Here is a 3,895-nt window from a genome sequence, read left to right on the forward strand (position 1 = left end):
CAAATTCGACGCCGCTCAGCGGGCGGTTCCCGACCGCGAGTGGAGCGGGTAATTCTCGCTCGATGCCGGCTGCGGTCAAACCGACCAATACGAATTTATCCTTGAAAACCTGGCCGCTCACCGCGCCGGATAGGACGTCGGCGTACGATACCCGGACGAAGTCGCTACTGATGTCGTAAAACGGTAAACCGACCCTATGGTCGCCGGCCAATCCGTTGGCGGAGTCCGTCAGGTTCGCGCCGGTTCGCGCGCCGGTGGTCGATCTCAATGCGTCCGGATAACGGACCGCGTAGATCGCTAAGGCCATGGCCGGCCAATGAGCGCTGCCAAGCCCGCTCCACAACAGTAGACCGCGGCCAACGCCGTCTTTGTCCATCTCCAGGTTGGCATGGCCCAGAATCGCCGCCGAGCGAAACGAAGCGATCGGCAAGGTTTCGACCAGAGAGCCGGCGTTGCTTTCGATGATGACGGGTAGAATCACCGGGCCGCTGTTCCGCAAGGCGCGGGATAGTTCCGCATCGGCTTGCGGGTGTTCGGCATCGGGCTCGGAAAACACAAAATCCAGCGCGATCGCGGTGGGCCGCGCGGCCGCGAGTTCGCGCAACAGCTTGGCGTGAATATCGCGAGGCCAGGGCCAGCGCCCCAGCGCGGCTAGACTACGCTGATCGACTTCAACGATGACGATGTCGGCGGAGGCCGGCTGGGCCAGCCAATTCAAACAGGCGTCGTACAGCCAGCGGTCCAATCGCCAAGCGGCGTCGCTCCAGGTCAAGGCCACTATCGCGATGCCCAGGATCAGCGCGATGGGCGTTTGCTTGCTTAGCCGTCTTGGCATCGATGCGGGAAATGGTTCGAAGAATCACCGCCGAGTATAGTCAGTGGACGGCATTTTGACATTTCGAAACAGTTCGCGTTTTGAGCAAACATTCGTGGCTGCGGTTTTTGCCGCGTCTGTCGGCCGGACCAAGAGTTCTTCTGAGTTCACGCCCAAACGGCCGGGGAGAAACCGCCATCCCGCGCTTCCCATTGCCCCAGACCCCTGGGCGAGCGGCGGCTCTGATGGCTGATGGGGCCTAGAGCATTTTCTTCAGCCGGTACAGCGTGTCCAAGGCCTGGCGCGGACTGAGGTGGTCCGGATCGATTTCTTCCAGCAGCACCACCGCCGGATGGCATTCGCGGCTGGTAAACAAATCGAACTGATTGATTTCCTGGTGGCTTTGCTGCTCGATGTAAGCCGTATTTTCCAGTTGCGCCAGTTTTTGTTTGGCATTGGCGATCACCGACTGCGGCACGCCGGCCAGTGCCGCGACCTGCAGGCCGTAGCTCTGGCTGGCCGGGCCGTCTTTCACCGCGTGTAGAAATACGATCTTGTCGCCGTGCTCCATCGCATCCAAATGAATGTTGTGGATGCCGGTTTGCTCCTCGGCCAGCGTGGTCAGTTCGAAATAGTGGGTCGCGAACAGGGTAAAGGCTTTGACGTTGCGCGCCAGATAATCGGCGCACGCCCAGGCCAGCGACAAACCGTCGAAAGTGCTGGTGCCGCGGCCGATTTCGTCCATCAAAATCAGGCTGTTGGCGCTGGCGTTGTGCAGGATGTTGGCGGTTTCCGACATTTCCACCATGAAGGTGGAGCGGCCGCTGGCCAAGTCGTCGGAAGCGCCGATGCGGGTGAAGATTTTGTCGATCGGCCCGCAGCTCAAAGACTGCGCCGGCACGTAGCAGCCGATGTGCGCCAGCAACACGATCAGCGCGGCTTGGCGCATGTAGGTCGATTTACCGCCCATGTTGGGGCCGGTGATGACCAGCATCCGCCGCTCGCCGGAAAAATCCAGATCGTTGGCGACGAAGGGGATGCTGGACAATTGTTCGACCACTGGATGGCGGCCGGCAACGATATGGATGCCGGGTTCCTGGGTCAATATCGGTTGAGACCAATTCAGGGTTTCGGCGCGCTCGGCAAAGTTGACCAGCACGTCGAGCTCGGCCAGCGCCGTGGCGCATTGCTGCAAATCCAGCAAAGCCTCGCCCAGCGTGCCCAGCAAGTCGTCGTACAATGCTTTTTCGAAAGCCAGCGATTTTTCCCGCGCGCTCAGCACTTTGTCCTCGAACGATTTTAGCTCCGGGGTGATATAGCGTTCGGCGCCCTTCAGCGTTTGTTTACGGGTGTAATGCACCGGCACTTTGTCGGCTTGGGCATTGGAGATTTCGATGTAATAACCGTGCACCCGGTTGTAATTGACCTTCAGGTTGGCGATGCCGGTGGCGGCCCGCTCGCGCTGCTCCATGTCGATCAAAAACTGGTCGGCGTTCTGGCTGAGGTTGCGCAGTTCGTCCAGTTCAGCGTTGAAGCCCGGCGCGATGACGCCCCCGTCGCGGATCAAGACCGGCGGATTGTCGATGATCGCGCGTTGCAGCAGATCGACCAGTTCCGGGTGTTCTTTGAGTTGCTGGCGTAAGGCTTCCAAGTGAGGATTGTCGCTACCGGCCAGTTTTTGTTGCAGCTCCGGCAGCACCGCCAAGGTTAGGCGCAGGGTCAACAGGTCGCGCGGTCTGGCCGATTTCAACGCAATCCGTGAGCTGATGCGCTCAATGTCGCCGACTTGGCGCAGGCTGGCTTGAAGGTCGCGATACAACTCGTGGTCGATCAGACTGGCGATGCAGGCGTAACGGCCGTTGACTACCGCCTGATCGCGCAACGGCCGATGCAGCCAGCGCCGCAAACAGCGGCTGCCCATTGCGGTGGCGGTTTTGTCCAGCACGCCGAGCAGCGTGTATTGCAGCTGGCCGCTGGGGTGGCTGTCCAACTCCAGGTTGCGGCGGCTGGCGGCGTCCAGGCTGATGCTGTCGTCGGCGTGCTCGACGGCGATGCCCTGGATGTGGGGCAGGGCGTTGAACTGGGTGTCGCGCACGTATTGCAGCAGGCAGCCGGCCGCGCAAATCGCCGCCGGCAGTTGCTCGCAACCGAAGCCCTTCAAGTCGTGGCAATTGAATTGCTTCAAAATCAGTTGTCGGCAACTGTCGAGCTCGAAATGCCAGGGCGGCCGTTTGCACAGGCCCTTGCGCTCCTTGATCGCGGCGGGCAGGGCTTGGTCTTCGCTGAACAGCAGTTCGGCCGGATTCAAGCGCTCGATTTCCGCCAGCAACTGGCTATCGTCGTCCAGTTGTTGCAGCACGAACTTGCCGCTGGTCAAATCCAGGCAAGCCAGACCGATCAATTTATCGAAGCGCGCCAGCGCCACCAGCAGATTATCCTTGCGGTCTTCCAGCAGAGCCTCGTCGGTGACCGTGCCGGGCGTGACGATGCGTACCACCTTGCGCTCGACCGGTCCCTTGGATTTGGCGGGGTCGCCGATCTGCTCGCAAATCGCGATCGATTCGCCCTGTTTCAGCAAGCGGGCGATGTAATTTTCGGCGGCATGATACGGAATCCCGGCCATCGGAATCGGCGCTCCGGCTGAACTGCCGCGCGCGGTCAATGTAATATCGAGCAATTGCGCGGCGCGCTTGGCGTCGTCGTAAAACAGCTCGTAAAAATCGCCCATCCGATAAAACAATAAGATTTCGGGATGTTGAGACTTGATGCGCAGGTATTGCTGCATCATCGGGGTGTGCTGGGCGCTGGAATTGGGTGTCGCCTGGGTGGTCATGGATAACGAATTTGAGGAGTAAATTTTATATCGGCGTGGCAACGTCCGGTGGGTGATCGCCTCCCAGTTTGCCGGGCGTCAAAATCGGCGAATGGGCGGGCCACCCAACCGGTGGCTGGCGCGAGCGGGGCTCGCGTTGCAGTCTGGGGTTGCTGACGGTTCGCTAGCGACAATTGGTCGCCGACGAATTGCACAATCTGCCGATCGCGTTAACGATGTGTTTCGCGCGGCGATTTTTAGCCGCCGAC

Annotated in this window: 2 protein-coding genes; both read right to left on the reverse strand. The window is 60.4% G+C overall.

What is annotated here, in order from left to right; genetic code table 11:
- A partial coding sequence (locus tag AC3B8H_RS19200) for a CHASE2 domain-containing protein (RefSeq protein ID WP_488443129.1) occupies nt 1-835 on the reverse strand: 835 nt, incomplete at its 3' end.
- Between the two features lie 238 nt (nt 836-1,073).
- Complete coding sequence (mutS, locus tag AC3B8H_RS19205; RefSeq protein WP_488443130.1) at nt 1,074-3,647, reverse strand: DNA mismatch repair protein MutS; 2,574 nt, start codon at nt 3,645-3,647, stop codon at nt 1,074-1,076.
- Nucleotides 3,648-3,895 lie beyond the last annotated feature (248 nt).

This window comes from Methylomonas sp. BG-2 (genome assembly GCF_057766305.1).